A 20263-nucleotide genomic window follows, 5' to 3' on the forward strand; every position below is an offset into this window, starting at 1 on the left:
AACGTAGAATCCTAATTTAATTACACCTGTTCGGGAGGTGGGATGGGAATTTCGAGAGCAAAATCATAATGAGGTTGTAGTACCTGATAACAAAAACATTCTGAAGCATAGATAAAATGACGATCTTGAGAATTTAAAATTTTAAATTCATTTTTTTCATCCTTACGATCATCTTCTTGTTTTTCTTCTTCATCAGAATCTTCATCAGAATCTTCTTCCCAATCTATCTCAACTAATTCGATATCATCATTAGCAAAAAGTGCAATAGTCCTTACTATTGGTTGTAACAACATACTCACAAATACAACGATAAACGAGCTATACTTTATAAAGCTAAATATGTTATTACAGAATAACCCCATCACACAACAGTTTTTTGTACTAAATCAGTATAAAATCTCACTACATTGTTTTTTCCTTCTTCAACATCGGTTAAGGCAGGAAGGTGTTGAGAAAAATAGCGTTGATGATGTGCTCCCTCCATTACTGTTGAAATGAGCATATGTGGAAATTCAAATTTTGGATTTATCTCCAAAACCATATCGCTCACTCTTTGTACAACTCTTTTATAAGTTTTATAGAACCCTTTTTTATTTTCTTCGTCTACATCCTTAGTATAATAGGCTTTAGCAGATTCTGAAATGATAATTTTATTAAGTAGTACTTCATTAATAAAAGTAAAAGAGTTGTCTTCTTTTACTTCCTCTGTAAGCAAGGTTATAGCAGTGTTCAATTTATCTTTTGCAGAAGTAATGTTTGTCGTTGCAAAAACCAATTTGTACTCAATCCAACTCCAATACCAATTAATCAAGTATACCAACAATGCATGTTTACTTTCAAAATAACGATAAATCGAACTTTCATTAGACCCTATAGCAACTCCCAGCTTTCTAAATGTGAAAGACTCAAAGCCTAAATCATTTATCATCTCGATACTAGTGTGCACTATTTTCTTCCCCAAATCAGAGGATTCAGGGTTTTTGGTGTATAACTCCGGACTAATTGTTATATGTATAGGTAAACCTTCCATTTAGAAAAGCAAATATATGAAAGTATTACTATTAAATAAGAATAGTTTAACTATTTTTTATGAAAGTATTGATTCTGGAAGTATCTCTGATCTAAATTAACATACAGCTTTTAGTTCATTATACATTGGATCTTTTTCGATCATTTTTAATAACTTCTTTTTGGCTTCGAATTTCTTTTTTCTGGTATATCCTTCAGAATGTCCTATGATTTTCGAAATTTCTTTCATTGATTTTCCTTCAAAAAAAAGAGATAATAGTTTCTTATTCTCTGTACTTAATTTTTGAAAGTGTTTTCTATAGAGATGTTCGCGTTCTTGATTTTCAATATCAGTTATTAAGGGTTCACTAGTTCCTTCTTCAAAACGATACCATCCATCATCGAGAATTAGTTTTTTCTTTTTCTTTAATCGATTTCTCCACAGGTTTTTGCAAATCCCATAAAAATAGGTTTTTATCGGTACTCGTAGTTCTAAAAGACCTGATCGTAATTTCTGATATAGCACAACTAATGCATCCTGAAAAACATCTTCTACATCTTCAGGATTTCCATTATTGCGAAGAATATATCCCTGAATGTATCGTATATTTTCTTTATAAAAACATGTTAGTATTTTCTCGTCCCCATTAATGATTCCAGCTATGATTATTTGATCGTTATCCATCATTATAGTGAGTTTGTGTCTTTTAGGATTTAGGTAATACCATTTATCTCTTGAATTTACTGAGGTAAAATGTTCTCTTTCAGTAAATTAAAACAACAAATGGTATAAGCTCATTATCATTTATCGCTCACTTGCTTTTATGATACAAACATAAATTGACTACGGCAGATGTCAATACAGATTTCTGTAATGTGATCTGTTTTTTTGCAAAAAAATATATTAGACTGCTTTTGAAGATGTACAGTACTTTTTTCTTTATCTGTTAGAAATTTGAATAGCGCTTTTATGCTACTATAAGCCTAAATTCGATGTAGGAAAAAGCTATTCTCTATAGTCCTACTGAGCTTGCCGAAGTACCGTTTTCCTCCATGTCACCTCGAACCTTTCGACTTTGCTCAATACAGGTTCCGTCCAGGGGTCATTCTGAAAAACCACTCGAATTGACGTATTTCATAATGATTTGTTTTTCATAAACTTATATAGTCTTAAATTTCATCTAATTTCCTTTGATTTGGTTTTCTGTTCATTTTATTGGATGTCTCGAATTGATGCTTTCAAATATTTTAGCTTACATCGAAACTCAGATCATAATATTCCTAAATCCTTTACAATAGCTACCAGATGAGTGCTATTCTTAGCTTTGAAATCATCAAAAAGTTTACTTACTCTTTTATCGATAGCACTTTCACCGTTTGGAGATATGTTTTGTTTTTGAAGCTTGGTTCTGATTTCTTTTTTGGTAAATCCTTTTGATAATTCTTCTAACAGTATCATATCCAAATCATCTAAATGAATCATCGTATTAGCATTAGAATTATTAGCTAATTCTGGTGGCCATACCATATTACCTTGATACACACCATCCACGCACGCTACTAATTCTTTTATCGCATGCTGACCTTTACAGACATATCCATTGATATTGAGTTTTTCGAATAGCATATTGATTTTGTCTGGTCTGTTTTCCTGAGAATATACAATCACTTTGATATCTGGTTGTATGCTTCTGATATCTTTTATGAGTTCGATACCTGAGGTCCTGGTTTGGACCTTATGATCTTCTCTAAACGAAAGGTCTGTGATCAATAATTCAAATACTTCCTGGTCATTATGTGCTTTTCGGAACTTGAGATAGGCATCATCACAATATTTAGCTTCTTCAATATTGTGAATTCCAATTTTATCATTTAGTACCTTTATAATGCCTTGATTCGCAATTTCATAGTCTTCTGCTACCAATACTTTAGTAAACATCTTGCTAACTTTTTAATTAGGGATTTGTATCTCGGCTTTAAAGCCTTTACCTTTTTCTGAGTCAAAGATAAGTGTTCCTTGTATAGCCCGAATACGGTTTTCTGTATTTCGAAGTCCATTTTTGGATTGTACATGTTCTTCTGTGACCCCAACACCATTATCAGAATAGTTAATTGTGAGTGTATCATTAGGGTTAGAAAACCTCAATTTAACCAGGCTGGCTTGACTATGTTTTTGCATATTGGTCATCAATTCCTGTAGTACTCTGTATACCGTTATTTTTATGGTTTTATCCATCTCATCCCAATCGATCCTATCAAATCCTATGGCAATTAACTGAATCCCATTTTGGGTATAGTTTTTTAGCATATTATTCAATTCTTCTGGATAGGTCTCCCCAGTCTCGAACTCATTGTTTTCACGTGAGATATCACGTGCTTTGAGATAGGTAGTATTGAGTTTATCTTTAATTTGGGAGTCATGGGGATCGTTTTGATATTGCATCATCACCTGAAAAATATCATTTCCTAATTCATCATGTAATTGTTTAGAAATACGAGTTTCGGTTTCGTAACTGGCTTCAAACTGTATTATTTTATTTTGTTGGTTGAGATAGTGCATTTGTTGTTTAAAAAAATAGATTATAAATCCAATACCAGTAACTAATAGTAATATCCCAAGCAGGTAAATCGTATTTTCGTTACGAACTTCTGATATTTTTCTGTTTTTTTCTGCGTTCTCCTTTAGTAAGTTTTCATTCTCGAATCGGGTAGGCGCATAGATTTCCCGTGTCTTTTTTCGAAGCTCCATCAATTTAAGGCTAGCTTCTTTAAAGCGTTGATGGTCTTCTAGAGATTTTGGATCCAGTTCGGTAATCAAAGTTAACACTTCTAGCAGTCCTTCGTAGTCACCAAAATTTTTTATACTTTGATAGGATTCATGAGCATGATGCTTTGCTTTTCCTAAATCTTTATTTCTATAATATTTAGCAAGATATATGTTGCTTGCAAATAGGCCTAATAAACTTTTTTCTTGTTGCCTAATACTAAGTGCTTCCAATAGCATCGTTTCGCTTTCTACATTCTTTGGATTTTGAAGGAATTTTATATATCCCAGATTGTTTAGAATTTGCGCATATCGTGTTCGTTTTTTTATTACGTTCTCATCTTTTAGTAAGGATTGTAAAATATCAATACTTTCTTGATATTTTTTTTGCTTTGCCAAAATATTTGCGCGAGTATTTTCAAAAATGGGTAAATTATTTATTCCTATTTTCTTTCTTGCTATAGAATCTTTAGTCACGTCCATGATTTTATTATTCCATAGAAGAGCTTGATTATAGTTTCCCAGCTCTTTAAATGCTATAGAAATGTTTTGGTGCAATCCACAGATAGTTTTATATTGATCAGAATTCTCTATGTATTTTAAACCATCTGTAGCGGTTGTTTTACTGGCATTATGATCCGCTAATATTCTTTGAATATTAGACATGGCCATCAAACATTTTCCTGCATTGATGCTATCCTTAAGATTTCTCCGAATCTTAAACGATTGATTATAAAACCCAAAAGCCTCCAGGAAATTGTCAAGTTTTTTATTATAAAACCCTAACCTATAATATGCTTTTCCTATATAAACACTATCCTTATTTTGTTGAGAAAGTTGTAATAATACATAAGATTGGTCAATCGCTTTTTGAGGACCTTTATATTTATTCAGCAATTTTGCATATAACGAGAGGCCTTTATGTCGTAACGAATCCATTTCCAGCTTTCTGGCTCCTTGTAAAAAGTTATTTATAGCCTTTAATCTTTTTTCCTTAGCATTGGAATTATCTGAGGCAATGTCATAATAGGTATGTAAAGAATCGACCTTTTTAATTACCTGCGAAGGAATCGGATCATTGGTAACATTATGATTACAGGAATTGAAAAAAACACCTATCAATATACACAAAAAAAAGAGGGATAAAACTGTATATCGTTTCATCCCTCAAAAGTACTAAATTATAATGATTAAGATTATCCTTCATCTTCTTCAATTCCTTCATCATTTCCACTAGTACTTAACACTTCTGTTTGTAGAGTTTCGTTTTCTTTAACGCTATCATCCGGCGTACAAGAAACAAGGTTGACTCCTAGGAGTATAGCTAATAGTATGTATCTTAAAGTTCTCATGTTACTAATTTTTTGTTTTTCCAAAGTGTAGGGTACGCCCATAGGTATCAACCCCAGATCAGTATGTTGCTACATACCTATTGCCTATGGGAAATTATCGATCGGTTTTTGGGAAAGTGTGATCCTATACAGTCGCGATACCCTACTTTCCCCTTTTGGGTAACAGCGAACTGTAATTTGGATGTTTTCGGTGGGTCAGTTTTCGGTATTTTCTATACAATCCAGTTGTACACCTAACAATTTGCTAAGTATGCATATACTGTGGATATTGATTTTTTAGGTATATAATTGTTTTACAGGTTCTTTATCCCAAAAACTATATATAGCTCTAAAAAAATCCTACATTGTTATAGAAAATACTGGTTGGTAATGTCGGTAACAGTTAGAGTATGTAATTAACTTATAAGAGATGCTACATCGTTAGATACTTGATTGATTATCCTACTCGGTTGATCATATTAGCACTTGCCAATATGGTGTGTTCATTGCTCGAATGGAAATCGATGTTTTTCTAACTATTGTTTAGTTTATCTCGGGAGACAAACTCAATCACTTATACGAATTATCATGTACTCTTATAAAGTTTACGAAACGAATTCTTTACAAGGAGTATAACTGCCTTTGATTACTACTTCACGGAAGTTTTTACTTATAAATTGAAGTGTTTCTTCCATTCTTTCGCCACCTAATGATTCGGTAATCACTTTTGGAAGAGGGTTAACAACCGAAGTATATAAGCCCATTCCAAGGACACATCCGAATGCATCGGTAAACAGATGGTTTCTGTCCTCCTGCCCTTTTTTAGAATTTTGATTATACTTCATTGTTTTATTTTTTGGTTATTAATTAGTATACAAATGTTCAGTACGATTACGCATTCTTTTTGCGTAGTCAATTAGTATTATTTTTCTAAAACTGAACAAATAACATAGTGTTTGTATTGAGATACAAAGATACGGATATTTTTAGGATTTCACAACTATTTTTTAATATTAAATTATTGATTATCAGGTATTTATATTTAAAATTAAGCAAAGAAATCCCTGTCCGTTTTACAACAGATTTTGGATATTTTGGCAATCGTCTAACTACCTGATACTTGCTTTCCAATCACTTATTCTTTATGTGCTAATTAGCTTTTATACATTCGTTTAAAATTTTACTTATTTTCTTTAAGATTGTTTTATAACATATTACTATTTAAGTCTGTTTTCATACTATTGCTCTCTATCGGTTTTATCATTTCGACCGGATTTTATGCTTTTGATGTAGTTTACATCAAAAAAACTCAATAAAAAAAGCGTCCAATTTCTTGGACGCTTGCTATTTTATATTGTTTTCTAATTTATATCACTTCAAAAAATGATTAAAATAGTTACATAGCGTCCTCTCCTGTAGAGATTCCTTATTAATCCATCGATAATCACCTAGATTAAACCGCAATTTTAATGCCATATGTATACTATTCTGTTTCATTTTGTTATATAAAAGATAACGATTTTAGTAGTATTTTCCAAAATTAGTGCGCAAATATATGTATTTGAATATGAATTCGATACTGATAATGACCAAAATTAGTAAAGTATCTTATTCTATTTTAATTAAGACGGGTAAATGATCAGAGAGTAATAGGTTGTTCCTTCTTCTATCATCAATATTAGTATAACTATTCACTACTATATTTTTGGTCAGGATGTAATCTATTCTCGAGATAATCTTTTTTTCAGAATTGAAACCATTAAAAGTCCCTATTGGCCCGTATGGACTAGTTTTACTAATCTCAAATGAGTCTTCTAACTTGGTTTTCAATATTTGAATAGGTTTTGTATTTGGTAAACAGTTTAAATCACCAATTACTGCGATACGTTCATTTTCTATTTTCATTTTTTTGATTAGTCTTAATACTAATTTAGAAGAGTTTTCCCTTGCTACCTCTCCAAGGTGATCATAATGACAGTTGAAAACATGAATAGTATCTCTAGTAGATTTATCTCTAAATTGACCATAGGTCACAATTCGCTCCATTGAGGCATCCCAACCAATAGATACCGTATCTATTTTTTCTGAAAGCCAAAATGTTTTAGTTTCTATCAACTCGATAGTATTAGTATTAAAAAACAGAGCAGCATATTCTCCTGCTTGGTGTCCATCTCCTCTACCTACACCAACAAAACTATAATTTGTTAACATAGTGTCTACATATTTTACCTGGTCGTTTAATCCTTCCTGAATTCCTAAAATATCGGGAGAATAGTAATGTATCATCTGTACGACTTCTTGCTTTCTATTCTCCCACCAATTTTCGTTATCGTTAGGGTTGTTATATCTTATGTTATACGACATTATAGATTTTTGAGCATTGAGACTCAAAGTAACTAATGTTAATAGAGCAATCAATTTTAAATTTTTCATCATCTATTTTTGTTTGATTATTATCAACTCTGGGCTCTATAATAATTTAGTGTTGTTAATTTAAAAATAATACCTTTTAAAAGCTTCTATCCCTGCATAATCTATCAATCCCAATTGATGGTATTTTTTTGCAGTATCTTTGTTACGTTCTTCTGCTCTTACCCAAAATTCTCTAGCATCATCTCCTTGAAACATCACATTATCTTTTTGAGATTGATGAAAAAATATTGCTTTTCGTTTTTTTAGCACTTCATCAGGACTTAGCGGAACAGCCATTTCGATATCATGAATATCCCATTCCTGCCATGCCCCACGATACAACCATACCCAACAGTCTTTCATACACTCTTCTTTTTTAATATCTTCTATTACCTTAAACAGTATATCTAAGCAGACTTTATGAGTCCCATGAGGGTCTGCCAAATCTCCTGCTGCATATATTTGATGCGGTTTTATATCTCTTATTAACTTGGTAAGAATAGCTATATCGTTCTTATCATAAGGCTTTTTCTTTACCGTTCCGGTCTCATAAAATGGTAAATCCAAAAAATTTACATGGGTATCAGGCAATCCCAGGAAACGAGTTGCTCCTAATGATTCTACTCTTCTTATTAATCCTTTAAGAGTTCTAATCTCTATAGAATCAATTGTATTTTCCTTTTTCTTTTTAAGTTCGGCAAGGATAACATCAATGTTTATACTTCCCACATTTTCTAATAGCATACTTTTAACAACCTCTGCATATTTAATAGCTTCCTCATCAGATACTGCAATATTTCCTGAGGTTTGATATGCCACGTGTACCTCATGTTTTTGTTCGATAAGACGAAGAAAAGTACCTCCCATTGAAATGACATCGTCATCAGGATGTGGACTAAGGATTAAAACTCTTTTTTTATGAGGTATATTACGTTCTGGTCGGTTAGTATCATCTGCATTTGGCTTACCACCAGGCCATCCGGTAATGGTAGATTGTAATTTATTGAACATACTGATATTAAGATCATAGGCTGACCCTTTTTCTGCCAACAATCCAGACATTCCGTTATCATTATAATCTTTATCTGTAAGTTTCAGTATTGGTTTTTGTACTTTCTGACTTAACCATACAATTGATTTATTCTTAATTTTCTCATCCCATATACAAGACTCTACTAACCAAGGGGTTTTAATTCTGGTCAATTCTCCTGCTGCTTCCTGATCTAATACAAAAGTGATATTTTTATGTTCTTGTAGATACGACGCAGGAATATCAGATTTTATTGCTCCTTCTACTGCTTCTTTTACAACAGGTGCTTTTTTATGGCCTAAGGCCATGATCACTATTCGTTTAGCTTTCTTTATGGTTCCTATCCCCATGGTAATGGCCCTTTTTGGCACATTTGCTATACCAAAAAAAGCTTCGGCAGCGTCAGATCTGGTTACGTGATTTAATGTGATAATTCGTGTTCCTGAATTTGGATGTGAACCCGGTTCATTAAATCCAATATGTCCCGTTCTTCCTATTCCTAATAACTGAAAATCTAAACCTCCTACTGCATTTATTTTTAGTTCATAATCTATACAATATTGATGAAGGTCTTTTTGTGAAACCATACCATCTGGTATATGGATGTTTTCTGGTAAGATATCTATATGATTAAATAGGTGTTCATACATGAAGTAATGATAGCTTTGTACATTAGTTCTTTCCATAGGATAGTATTCATCCAAATTAAATACTATCACGTTTGCAAAGCTTAGATTTTCCTCTTTATGAAGTCGAACTAATTCTTCGTAAACCTTAATAGGAGATGAGCCAGTAGCTAATCCCAAAACACAATAGTTTTGTTTTACTTGTTTTTCTTTTATTAACGTGGCTATTTCTTGCGCAATTACTATAGACGCATAATCCGAGTTTTTGAATATAACATTGTGAATTTTTTCAAACTTAGTGTTTTCATAAATTCCAGCTTCTTTGTAGCTAATGTCTTTAAAACTCTTTAATTCAACTTTAGTAATCATAATAATTTGTAATTGATACTCGATTTTATAATAAAAATAATTGCATTTACTCTTATCAATATTGAATATAACTGATAGTATGTCAACACATTTAAACTCTATGTAATGAAATCTATTATATAATAAATTTTAAATTTCTTGTTATCCCCGAACTATACTTTTATGCTTCATCATCATTATAACTCATTAAAGAAGTCATTATCTATTAACCTGGCTGCACCTATCAAAGCTGCACTCTCCCTAAGTGTACTTTTATAAATTGGTATGGTTATATCGAGCCTTTTAAATGTTTGGATTAAACCTTCTATAAAAAATACCCAGGCGTTACTAATGTTACCTCCAATTACTATTGCCTCTGCTTCAAAGCTTTGTAGCCAAGGAGCTAAAAAAATCGCCAAATTCTCTGAAAACTCTTTAAAAATTTGTGTAGTTATAGTATTTTCTTTTTCAAATCTAATTAGTTCTTTAACTCCTGTTATTTCTTTATTTGTAAGTTCTTTATAACGTTTTTGAAACCATACAGTAGAAAAACTAGTATCTGCAATGTCATTTCCGAATGGTAAATGATACAACTCCCCATATAGTGGGACTCCTTTTCCTTCTAATACAGGAATCCCTTTATGTAAAAACGTAGCTCCCAGACCTGTTCCTAAAGTAATTGCAATCGTTTTATTATAAGGGACCAATTCTCCTACCCAAGCTTCTCCTATTCCAAAACAAGCTGCATCATTATAAAACCGAACAGAAACAGAAGGTTTCAAGTTCAATTTTTTGATAATGTAATCTTTAAGATTAAGATTGCTTAGCATCACAAATTTGTTTTCTCCTTTGTCGGGAAAAACTCCTCTCTCATAATCAAAAGGGCCAGGCATAGCTATGCCAATTCCTTTCAGTTTTTTATTTCCCAAATTGTCAATAGCCATTTCTATAACACCAATCCAGCTATCTAATATTAGATCCAAACTGGAAGCATTACTTATTTTCATTGTATAGATATTCTGTACTTGGTTCGGTACATTTTTATCTATACTAGCTACAGTGATATGACTACCTCCAATATCTACTCCTAGAACCATTTTTATATTTTTAAAGTGTGTTTTTTACTTTGTACCCAACCAAACCGTAGAAAATTAAATATCCATAGCATATTACAGGTATAAAAAAAGATAATTTAATTCCAATATAATCTGCTACTACACCTTGTAATAATGGTATTAATGCTCCTCCAACTATCATCATTACTAATAATGAGGATGCCTGGCTTGTATACTTTCCCAAATCTTTTATTGCTAGTGTAAATATGTTTGACCATAAGATTGAGTTAAATGCTCCTATTGCAATAGCACTCCAAAAAGCGATCTCCCCATTACACAAGATCATGATCAATAATAATACTATAATTATTCCCACAAATAAGGTTAATACTTTTGAAGGTTTAGTGCCTCCTATTAGAAAAAACAAATAGTTACTAATTAGAAAAACCACAAATAACCATATCTTGGAGAATGATAAAAATTGTAGTGAAAATGTACCAGCCTCAATCTTTATTGCAGTAATAAAATAAAGAACAAAAAAGAAAAGTACCGATAACAAAGCCATTAGGAGGTATTTTTTTCTTGTGCTAGTGATTCCACTCATAGATACCGATCCCAAAAATCTTCCAATCATAGCACCTCCCCAATAGTACGATAAAAATACTCCTGCCTCGGCTTCTTTCATTCCCATAACGGTTTCCAAGCCAAAGAAATTTATTAAAAAACTTCCAATTGATACTTCGCCACCCACATAAAAAAAGATAGCAAACATACCCAAAACAACATGTCTGAATTTTAATACTCCAAGTCCTTTTTCAATTTTTTCATTATTGATAAAAGACGGTAGTTTTACAAATTTTATGATAATGGCTAATACAAAAAACAGGCTTCCATATATTAGATATGGCATCTTTAAAGAATCTACTGTGATTTCACCATCAGAGAATACCTTATATAGAAGTATTGCACCTACAATTGGAGCTAGTGTAGTACCAAAAGAATTGAACCCCTGTGCCAGATTAAGTCTACTTGGTGCAGTTTCTGGTTTCCCAAGTATAGCCGCATATGGGTTGGCTGTAATTTGTAAAATTGTTACTCCGGAAGCAAGAACAAACAAAGCTCCCAAAAATATAGCATATCGTTGATAACTAGCTGCAGGGTAAAAAAGGCAGCAACCAATTCCACACAATATAAGTCCTATAATAATTCCGTTTTTATATCCTATTTTAGAAATGGGATCCCCTATACTTACAGAAGTAATAAAATAAATAAGAGAGATGATAAAAAAGGCTCCAAAGAAAGCAAACTGTATTAATGCCGCCTGAAAATAACTAAGTTCGAAAACCGCCTTTAAATGAGGAATTAACACATCATTCATAACTGTAATAAACCCCCATAAAAAAAACAAAAAAATAATCGCAAAAAAGGGTTTATTGTAATTGTTTTGCCTTTCTGATTTTGTAAGCAAAGAGTTTGTTATATCTGACATATTATTCTTAAGTTATTTTAATTTGTTTTTAGAATAAAGGACTGAAGTATCCCATCATTATTTGCTATCAATACTTTTTTACCATCCTTATCATTAAGTATTTCAATTTTTTTAGCATCTTTCCTAGCAAAAAAACCGCTTTCTTTTCCTAATGAAGTAGAAAAATTGCCTTTACCATCTCCTAACATTAACACTCCTGTTCCTGCATCATTTCTTGGCGTTTCTATTTCCGATACAAATAAATTTCCAACCATTAATGCATCCAGATGATCGTCTTTATTGAAATCTTTAACCATAATATCATTAATACTCGAAAACTGTGCTTGGTATGGTAAAGGTGAAATCTTGAATACTCCTTTTCCTAAATTTTCGATATAAGAAGAAGCAAAAGTTTCTGTTTTATAGTGTAATGCCCCTTCTAATTTTTTTTCACCATAAACCTGATTGATTTCTAAAGACGCAAACAAATCATACTTACCAATCTCTTTTTTAAGGAGAGGTATTTGTTCTGCCGAACATGAAAACCCTCTTAATGGATAGTGCTTGTTTTTATTGTAATATCCCAAAACTATATCATCGCTACCATTATTATCAAAATCATCATAATAGATATCAAAAGGAGTTTCTTTGGATGTCTTATACTTATAATTTAAACCGATATTACCTGCTATAAAATCTATATCTCCATCATTATCAAAATCTCCTTTTTCGATACTAAACCACCATCCTGATGAGTTTTTTAAAGATTCATTAGTTTCTTTATATAACTTACCATCTTCATTTTTAAATAAAGTAATGGGCATCCATTCTCCTACGAGTATAAGATCAATATCATTGTCATTATCATAGTCGACCCAAACCGCATCTGTTACCATCCCAATATCATTTAGTTCTGGGGCTATCTTATCTGTAACATTTATCAATTGACCATTTTCATTACTTAAGAGCATGCTTGTAGCCGGCATTGGATATTGATGTGGTATAACTCTGCCTCCAACAAAAAAATCTATATCACCGTCTTTATCATAATCTTCTGCTATTACTTTTGATCCGCTATGGCGATTTACATTAAGGATTGCCCCTTTAGAAAAGTTTCCTTTCCCATCATTAAGATATAATCGATCTATATAGTGAGGGTCATTTTTTGGATATTCATTACCGCCACTTACTACGTATAAATCCAAAAACTCATCTCCATTTACATCGGCAAACATTGCATCTACATCTTCGTAAGCGTTTTCTTTTTTCCAGAAATTTTTAGTATTTCTCACAAATTTATTTTCCTTAGTTTGAATATAAAGTTCTGCATCAAACCCTGTGGCTCCTCCTATAAATACATCTTCTAAACCATCATTATTAACATCTCCTACGGCCAAAGCTGGCCCAAAATGAGACAATTTGTGTGGTAATAATAATTGATTGGCGTAATCATCAAATACGTTTTCATGGTGTTTAAAATCAATCCCAAATGATGTAGTATTTTCTGTAAATAAAAAGGGGTTTTTATGCATATCTGTCCTACTAATATTCGCAACAGAAGCATCGTTCATTTCTATTGGTAATAATTTATTTGCCGAAATATTCTTTTGTATTGTTTTCAAGCCATTAGGCCAGGTAACAATTAGACTATCTATTTTTTTATAATTACCAACTCCAAAATGCACTAAAGGCTCACTGGTCGAATAAATCCCTCTAACATTGGTAGTCTCCTGAGTTTGTACATCATCTCCACAATATAGTTGTATCCTAGTTCCAAAAACAGGTTTTCCTTGTTTGTCTGACAATTGAACTCTAAGGAAATTAGATGTCGATATTTTCTCAGAATTATTGCGATATATAAATGCTTCTTTATTGATATTATTTACCACAATATCCAGATCACCATCATTATCCAAATCGGCATAAGCGGCTCCATTTGAAAAAGATTCTTGGTCTAGTCCCCATTCATTTATTGTTTTTTTGAATTTTAGATTTCCGTAGTTTTTAAAAGCATAATTTTGCAATGGTTGCGATGGTATTAGTGATAATGCTTTATCCAAATCCAGTATTTCCCAAATACTAACCGCTCCTGCATTAGGATTTTGCTTTATCCATTTATTTGCTGTTTCAGTAATAAACTCTCCAACTTTTTTATCTGCATCGGTATTACGAATATCACGTAGCAATCCATTTGTGATATATACATCTTTTAATCCATCATTATCAAAATCTGCAATAAGATTAGCCCAACTCCAATCGGTAGCTGCCATATTCGTTAACTGAGCAATATCACTAAAAGTTGAATTGCCATTATTGAGTTGAACAGTATTATACATATATTGATGATGCCCTCCATTTTTTACTACTTTCTGAAAAGCTTTCGGATTCATTCCACTCATATTAGATTTAGAACGAAAATTATCCTCAGACACCATATCTACTACAAAAACATCCAACAAACCATCATTATTAATATCTGCAATATCTACTCCCATGCTATAATAAGACATATGATTTAATGCATAATCAGCCTGATTAGTAAAAGTGCCATCTTTATTATTTACAAAAAGAAAATCTGGTGCATAAAAATCGTTTGCTATGTAAATATCTGTCCATCCATCACCATTTATATCACTGGCAGATACGGCATTGGGAAAACCTGTTCGCATGAGTCCTGCTGCTTCTGTCACTTCTACAAAAGACTCTTTCCCTGTATTTTTTAGTAATTTGATATGATACTCGGGTTGAAGTAATTTTGTTCCAAAATAATCTGAATAACTTCCAGGATTGGGAGGTTGTGTTAATAAAAGTAAATCCAAAAATCCATCTTTATCATAATCAAAAAAAGTAGCATGTCTGGTTCTTTGAGAATCTGCAATGCCATACTTAGCGGCAGATTCTATAAAAGTTCCATCTCTATTATTAATATACAATAGGTTAGTTCTCCATTCTGGTTTATCATCATAGAGTTCTCTACTCACATAAACATCAACATATCCATCATTATTAACATCTGCAATGGTTACTCCTGTAGACCAACCCCCATCATCTTTCACTCCTGCTTGTTTGGTTACATCTTTAAAAACAAGATTTCCTTGATTAAAATATACTTTATCAGGGACCATATTTCCTGCAAAATATAAATCTTGTAAACCATCATTATTAAAATCACCAACCCCAACTCCGGCACCTCCATAAAAGTTGGCATATTTTAATATGTTTTTCTCTCTTGTATCTTTTATTGTATTTGAGAAGGTTACTCCACTATAAGAAGAATCTAATATTGAAAACCTTTTCTGGGTAGTATTATCAACCTTTTCTCTTTCATTAAAAAAAAGTAATACTAATAGTACAACGGGAATACAATACAGATATGAGTTAGTAATCTTCATTTCATCAAAAATCTATTTCTAAAAAAGATGAAGGGAAAATTAATTTCCCCTTCATCAATTTGGGTAATAAAAGGATTCAAAAAACATGTAAACTATTCTTTATCCCACCACATTCTTGTGGTTAATACATCTGGTCCTTGGCTTGAGATGGCTGCATTATAATTTTCGGTATTATTACTTTGTTCACTAGTAGCATATGTTAATCTTCTTGGTATAGTTCCATTAGTAACATTGCCTGGGTAATTAACGGGAACTAAGACAGGATATCCTGTTCTTCTCCAATTGGCAAATGCCTCATACTCATTCAAAAATGTTGCTGCCCAATACTGTGTATTGATTTGTTCTAATGCATTGGCTGCAACAAAAGGGTTATCAATTAAATATTGATCAATATCGGCATCTGCAATTGATCCTGCTGCGCCATATAATTCTAACATTTTCATGGCAGCACGTACTCCTGCATTATAATGTGATTCTGGATCGCCTCCTGCAAGACCCCATCTATGTGCTGCTTCTGCTAGCATAAATTCGACTTCTGCATACGTTTGGAAAAACATTGGAGCATCTTCTCCTGTAATAATACTTCTATTCGGTTCTGTATAAGCATCTGTATCCTCTTCACCTGTCAATGCCATTAGAGAGCTAGAATCTAACCCATTAGGTAATCCCTTTTGGTCTGCCGGAGCTGTACTACCGTCACTTCTTCGTGCTCCAAGGATAGGCAATCTCGGATCTCCGGTTAAGAAATCTACAAATGTTTTACTCAGGCGAGGGTTTCCATCTGCGGTAAAAACCTCTCCGATTCCATTTTTGTTAATTCCTTCTGGGCCTGCTGTATGCTGAATATAAGCGATATCATCATTAGATGTCATAACACCTCCTGTAATAGCTTTTGTAACCCATTGTTGAGAAGCTGCAGGGTCTGCTTTAATCAATCGCAATCCTAAACGTAACATCATAGAATAAGCAAACTTTTTCCACTTTTCCTGATCTCCATTAAACATTAAATCTCCTGAGCCAAAACCTGAAGTACCAGTGCCCAAAGCAGCAGCTGATTCTTCGAGTTCTTTTAACATATCAGCATAAATTTCACTTTGCGCATCATATTTTGGTTTAAGTACTCCTTCTAAAGAAGCCTTACCTGCTTCACTATATGGGATATCCCCATGCAAATCTGTCAATCTATGAAATACAAAAACACGATGTATTCTGGTGATCGCTTTCATTTCTTCTGGGTGTGCTTCTTCTTCCAGTTGAACTAACATATCTTCTAATGTTTTTACCGCATTCCCATAAATCCTATCAATCATAGAAGAAGCATATCCTTCATTTAAAGTATATTTATCTCCAGCCCAATACCCAGCTGTTGTAGACATATGTTGCATCATAGTAGAGCAATAAATTAGATTCGCTCTCCAATTCTCGTATCTTTCTCCTGATGTATATAGTTGTGTAGCAGATAACTTATTTACTACACTTACTTGTGTTGGCTTAGTAGGATCAACATTTAATTCTTCAAAACCTTGATCACATGAACCCAATATTATTGTCAGGAATATTATATAAATTGATTTTTTCATGATTCTTTTTTTTAAAACTTTAAATTCACATTTAATCCGTAACTTCTGGTAGAAGGAAGTCCAAAATATTCAAGACCTTGTGCATTACCAACATTATAAGCACTTTCTGGATCTATATTATCTACTGTTCGCATAATATAGAACAGGTTAGAAGCTATTACAGAAATTGTAGCACTATCAAAAAAAGTATTATCCAGCAACTTACCTGGTAAACTATATCCTAAACTTAATTGTCTGAATTTTATGTAATCTGAATCTTCAACAAATTCTTCTGCGATTCCACTAATTCTACCATAATATGTTTGTAAATCTTCTGGAGCTACTGTTGTGGTAAACTCTGCTCCGGTTTCTGCATTAACACCTGTAACCGTTAATCCATTTTCTCTACCAGCCAGAGTACCTTTATGTAATCCGTTTCCATAGGTAACAGTATTAGTTCCCGAAAAAACCTGTCCTCCAAACTTACCATCGATCAAAAAGTTCAATATTAAATTCTTATAGGTAATTGTGTTTGTAAATCCTAATGTTAAAGGAGGAACTCCTTTTCCCAGAATTTTTCGCTCTCCTCTTTGTGCAAGTGGAACACCATCTCCGTCAATTTCATATACTATATTTCCATTATCATCTCTCACATAGGATACGCCAAAAATAGTTCCGTATGCTTCTCCAACAATTTGTTTAATTTCTACATTTCTGGATCTGGGTTCTCCCAAACTAATTTCTCCTTCTTCTGCATTAGTTGCTATTACTTTTCCTGTGTTATGGGCTCCATTGATACTAGTTTCCCAACTGAAATTTTCAGTTTTTATAGGTGTCCCTGACACTAAAAATTCAATCCCCTTATTTTCTACTTCTCCAATATTTGCTAAAGCACTTGAATACCCTGAAAATACAGAAGTACCAACCGGAACTATATCATTGGTTGTTTCATTTGTATAGTATGCAATATCAAATGACAATCTACTATTAAAGAATCTAGCGTCTAAGCCTACTTCAAATTCGCTTTTATTGAATGCTACCAGATCAGCATTAGGGACTTGATTCCCTGCTATAGCTCCTAGAGGTTGCCCTAAATGTCCTTGTCCAAAAATCTCATATGTCAAGGCCAATTGATATGGATCCTGTGCTCCTCCTGCTACATTTGAATACCCGGCTCTTAGCTTTAAGAAATTAATTTTCTCGGGTAATTCTAATGCTTCCGACAAGATAAAACTTGCACTTACAGAAGAGTAAAAATCATCATTTGGAGTTGTTTTTCCTGGAAATGATAATGTAGAAAACCAATCATTTCTTCCTGTAAAAGTTAAGTAAGCAAATCCATCATAAGAGAGTTCAACAGATCCATATAAAGATCCTATTTTCCGTTTTCCATTACCTGGGTTGTCCCTGTCTGCTCCAAAAATATTCGCTGAAGATTGATTAACTGTATTCCCAAATTGTTCTAATCCGGGTACTATAAAATCATTTCCTCTAAGTATTTTTGTTTCCTGGGAGACACTATTTCCATTTGCTCCAATAAAAACATTTGTGGCTAGTCTGTCTGTTATATTTTTTTCTACTCCAAGTATTAAATCTGCATCAACCTGACTATATCTAATTTCTCTCTCTTCAATACCTCCCAGTGGTTTAAAAGCAGTACCAAAAGGCTCTACTGCTGTTCTTCTAATTGTATAGTGATCTACACCTGCTCTACCAGAAACATATAACCAATCAAAAATATCGTATCGTAAAGATGTCGAAGCTATGATTCTATTTTTTGTGTCTTCATTTCTAAAATTATAAGCAGCAAAGTATGGGTTTTGAGAAAACGTATTTGACGAATATTGTCGTTCTGTTAAATCTTCATTTGCTCCTGGATTCATAAATCTAACATCTACATTTGGAGATAAGTTAGACACCGTAAAGTTTCCATTTCCTGGAGCATCAGACAAACGAGGTCTATTCATAACTTTCTCTACAACATACTTTACATTTACCTGAGTTGTAAGTTTTTCTGCCATAACCGCACCCGAATTCAATGAGAATGTTTTTCTATTCAATCCAGAATTTGGAGTAATATCATCGTTAGTCAGATCTGAAACAGAAAATCTGTAATTAAAATTCTCTCCTCCATTTGTTAATGCAACAGAATTAATATATGTCGTTCCTGTTCTATAAAAATGGTCCAAATTACTACCTACATACGAATATGGTCTAGATACACCATCCCATTGTATAACACTAGAACCATCTAGTCTTTCTCCCCATGAAGATAGACCTACATCCAGCGCTTCTTCCTGATTTACAGGTTTGGTTGCTCGTCTACCCTGACCATATTCAGTCTGAAAATCCTGTAATGATGTGTCTACTTTATCAAATGTTACAGAGCTACTGATTTCTACTCCAAAACCTTTTTGCTCTTTACCTGATTTTGTTGTCACTATAATAACTCCTCCTGCAGCTCTCGAACCATATAACGCGGAGGCTGCTCCACCTTTTAATACGCTTACAGATTCAATATCATCGGGATTGATACTAGAAATCCCGTCTCCTCCATCCGAGCCTCCCCATAAACCAGCAGATCCATTATTATTATTACTAATCGGAATACCATCAACAACATATAGAGGTTGATTGTTTCCGGTTAATGAACTTGAACCTCTTATGATTACTCTACTCGAACCGGCTGCACCTGTTGAATTTTGAGTAACATTAACTCCAGCAATTTTTCCTTGCAATGAGTTTACTGCATTGGTTAATTTAATTGTAGACAATTCTTCTCCACCAACTTCGGTTAAAGAATACCCTAGAGCTTTAGTAGTTTTCTTTATCCCTAAAGCCGTTACTACTACCTCTCCTAGTTCTTCAGAATCTGCAGCTAATGTTACATTTATATTTGCCTTTCCATTTATGGCAATTTCTTTTCCTTCAAATCCAAGAGAGGAAAATATTAAAATACCTGATGGATCTGAAACTACAACAGTATAGTTCCCATCAAAATCTGTTGATGTACCATTAGATGTTCCTTTTTCAATCACATTCACCCCAACTAGTGGTACCCCGTCTTCACCCGTTACAATACCAGAAACGGTTTTTTTACTTTGTGCTAATGTTACATTACTTGATAAACACAACACAATTGTTAAAAAAATCAGTAATTTATCAATCATACTATCTTCTTTTAGTTAATTTATTTCTATATCGACAGTACAAATGTTACTCTAATGTTAATTTTTATATAAATTTTTCGATCAATGACAACTCAAAAAG

At 32.9% G+C, this 20263-nt stretch carries 14 protein-coding genes; all 14 read right to left on the bottom strand.

Features of this window, described 5'->3' with window-relative positions; translation table 11 throughout:
• Positions 1-20: 20 nt before the first annotated feature.
• Positions 21-362, bottom strand: a complete 342-nt coding sequence (locus AAFU52_RS04905; RefSeq protein WP_152538600.1) for a hypothetical protein — start codon at positions 360-362, stop codon at positions 21-23.
• Positions 362-1030, bottom strand: coding sequence for a TetR/AcrR family transcriptional regulator (locus AAFU52_RS04910; protein WP_024771479.1), 669 nt, complete (start codon positions 1028-1030; stop codon positions 362-364). The genes AAFU52_RS04905 and AAFU52_RS04910 overlap by 1 nt, the downstream gene beginning before the upstream one ends.
• Positions 1031-1126: 96 nt before the next feature.
• A complete protein-coding gene (locus tag AAFU52_RS04915; RefSeq protein ID WP_438425730.1) occupies positions 1127-1696 on the bottom strand; it encodes an RNA polymerase sigma factor in 570 nt (189 codons plus the stop codon).
• Between the two features lie 582 nt (positions 1697-2278).
• Positions 2279-2947 (bottom strand): response regulator transcription factor, encoded by a 669-nt coding sequence (locus AAFU52_RS04920; protein WP_438425731.1) that lies wholly within the window; start codon positions 2945-2947, stop codon positions 2279-2281.
• Between the two features lie 12 nt (positions 2948-2959).
• Complete coding sequence (locus tag AAFU52_RS04925; protein ID WP_438425732.1) at positions 2960-4936, bottom strand: ATP-binding protein; 1977 nt, start codon at positions 4934-4936, stop codon at positions 2960-2962.
• 32 nt (positions 4937-4968) lie between these two features.
• Complete coding sequence (locus tag AAFU52_RS04930; RefSeq protein WP_438425733.1) at positions 4969-5124, bottom strand: hypothetical protein; 156 nt, start codon at positions 5122-5124, stop codon at positions 4969-4971.
• Positions 5125-5708: 584 nt separating this feature from the next.
• Complete coding sequence (locus AAFU52_RS04935) at positions 5709-5948, bottom strand: hypothetical protein (protein ID WP_438425734.1); 240 nt, start codon at positions 5946-5948, stop codon at positions 5709-5711.
• A gap of 763 nt (positions 5949-6711) precedes the next feature.
• Positions 6712-7539: an endonuclease/exonuclease/phosphatase family protein gene (locus AAFU52_RS04940; protein WP_438425735.1), complete on the bottom strand. Its 828-nt coding sequence runs from the start codon at positions 7537-7539 to the stop codon at positions 6712-6714.
• A gap of 57 nt (positions 7540-7596) precedes the next feature.
• The gene (gene nagB / locus AAFU52_RS04945; protein ID WP_438425736.1) at positions 7597-9540 is read right to left on the bottom strand and encodes a glucosamine-6-phosphate deaminase; all 1944 of its coding nucleotides are present in this window, start codon (positions 9538-9540) and stop codon (positions 7597-7599) included.
• Positions 9541-9716: 176 nt separating this feature from the next.
• Positions 9717-10616 (bottom strand): ROK family protein, encoded by a 900-nt coding sequence (locus tag AAFU52_RS04950; RefSeq protein ID WP_024771486.1) that lies wholly within the window; start codon positions 10614-10616, stop codon positions 9717-9719.
• Between the two features lie 10 nt (positions 10617-10626).
• Positions 10627-12063, bottom strand: a complete 1437-nt coding sequence (locus AAFU52_RS04955) for a sugar MFS transporter (protein ID WP_024771487.1) — start codon at positions 12061-12063, stop codon at positions 10627-10629.
• Positions 12064-12080: 17 nt separating this feature from the next.
• A complete protein-coding gene (locus AAFU52_RS04960; protein ID WP_438425737.1) occupies positions 12081-15434 on the bottom strand; it encodes a VCBS repeat-containing protein in 3354 nt (1117 codons plus the stop codon).
• Between the two features lie 92 nt (positions 15435-15526).
• Complete coding sequence (locus AAFU52_RS04965; protein ID WP_024771489.1) at positions 15527-17014, bottom strand: SusD/RagB family nutrient-binding outer membrane lipoprotein; 1488 nt, start codon at positions 17012-17014, stop codon at positions 15527-15529.
• 11 nt (positions 17015-17025) lie between these two features.
• Positions 17026-20163 carry a SusC/RagA family TonB-linked outer membrane protein gene (locus tag AAFU52_RS04970; RefSeq protein WP_438425738.1) on the bottom strand — a complete coding sequence of 1046 codons (3138 nt, stop codon included), beginning with the start codon at positions 20161-20163 and terminating at the stop codon, positions 17026-17028.
• Positions 20164-20263 lie beyond the last annotated feature (100 nt).

The sequence above is a fragment of the Aquimarina macrocephali genome (assembly GCF_051627225.1).
Lineage (GTDB): Bacteria > Bacteroidota > Bacteroidia > Flavobacteriales > Flavobacteriaceae > Aquimarina > Aquimarina macrocephali.

What these genes read in the sequence shown, in the direction of transcription:
- AAFU52_RS04905 (WP_152538600.1), bottom strand. Translation starts at nt 362, where the DNA reads ATGGGGTTATTCTGTAATAACATATTTAGCTTTATAAAGTATAGCTCG.
- AAFU52_RS04910 (WP_024771479.1), bottom strand. Translation starts at nt 1,030, where the DNA reads ATGGAAGGTTTACCTATACATATAACAATTAGTCCGGAGTTATACACC.
- AAFU52_RS04915 (WP_438425730.1), bottom strand. Translation starts at nt 1,696, where the DNA reads ATGATGGATAACGATCAAATAATCATAGCTGGAATCATTAATGGGGAC.
- AAFU52_RS04920 (WP_438425731.1), bottom strand. Translation starts at nt 2,947, where the DNA reads ATGTTTACTAAAGTATTGGTAGCAGAAGACTATGAAATTGCGAATCAA.
- AAFU52_RS04925 (WP_438425732.1), bottom strand. Translation starts at nt 4,936, where the DNA reads ATGAAACGATATACAGTTTTATCCCTCTTTTTTTTGTGTATATTGATA.
- AAFU52_RS04930 (WP_438425733.1), bottom strand. Translation starts at nt 5,124, where the DNA reads ATGAGAACTTTAAGATACATACTATTAGCTATACTCCTAGGAGTCAAC.
- AAFU52_RS04935 (WP_438425734.1), bottom strand. Translation starts at nt 5,948, where the DNA reads ATGAAGTATAATCAAAATTCTAAAAAAGGGCAGGAGGACAGAAACCAT.
- AAFU52_RS04940 (WP_438425735.1), bottom strand. Translation starts at nt 7,539, where the DNA reads ATGATGAAAAATTTAAAATTGATTGCTCTATTAACATTAGTTACTTTG.
- nagB (WP_438425736.1), bottom strand. Translation starts at nt 9,540, where the DNA reads ATGATTACTAAAGTTGAATTAAAGAGTTTTAAAGACATTAGCTACAAA.
- AAFU52_RS04950 (WP_024771486.1), bottom strand. Translation starts at nt 10,616, where the DNA reads ATGGTTCTAGGAGTAGATATTGGAGGTAGTCATATCACTGTAGCTAGT.
- AAFU52_RS04955 (WP_024771487.1), bottom strand. Translation starts at nt 12,063, where the DNA reads ATGTCAGATATAACAAACTCTTTGCTTACAAAATCAGAAAGGCAAAAC.
- AAFU52_RS04960 (WP_438425737.1), bottom strand. Translation starts at nt 15,434, where the DNA reads ATGAAGATTACTAACTCATATCTGTATTGTATTCCCGTTGTACTATTA.
- AAFU52_RS04965 (WP_024771489.1), bottom strand. Translation starts at nt 17,014, where the DNA reads ATGAAAAAATCAATTTATATAATATTCCTGACAATAATATTGGGTTCA.
- AAFU52_RS04970 (WP_438425738.1), bottom strand. Translation starts at nt 20,163, where the DNA reads ATGATTGATAAATTACTGATTTTTTTAACAATTGTGTTGTGTTTATCA.